The sequence below is a fragment of the Bradyrhizobium sp. Kon58 genome, assembly GCF_055807455.1.
In genome coordinates this window covers 1-229 of the sequence record NZ_JBVVOT010000715.1, presented here as the reverse complement: position 1 = coordinate 229, position 229 = coordinate 1, and the positions used below count along the sequence as shown (strand labels likewise).

Here is a 229-nt window from a genome sequence, read left to right as displayed (position 1 = left end):
CCTACGGCCAGGGGGAAGGGTTTATTACTACTACGACGCTGGCGATAAACCTAGGAAGGAAATCGCACTTGGTTCCGACTACGGAGCCGCAATCGTTGAATATGCTCGACTTGAAAAGAGCCGGGCAGCCAATGCAATCGTCGCACAGGTGCTCACCTTCGAGTGCGTCGCAAACAAGTATATGGACGAGGTGGTGCCTACGAAGTCGCTGAACACACAAAAAGACAAC

Annotated in this window: 1 protein-coding gene; it reads left to right on the top strand. The window is 52.4% G+C overall.

The features are described from left to right. On the top strand, positions 1-229 hold a 229-nt coding region (locus AC0L20_RS42055; protein WP_473296002.1), incomplete at both ends, for a hypothetical protein.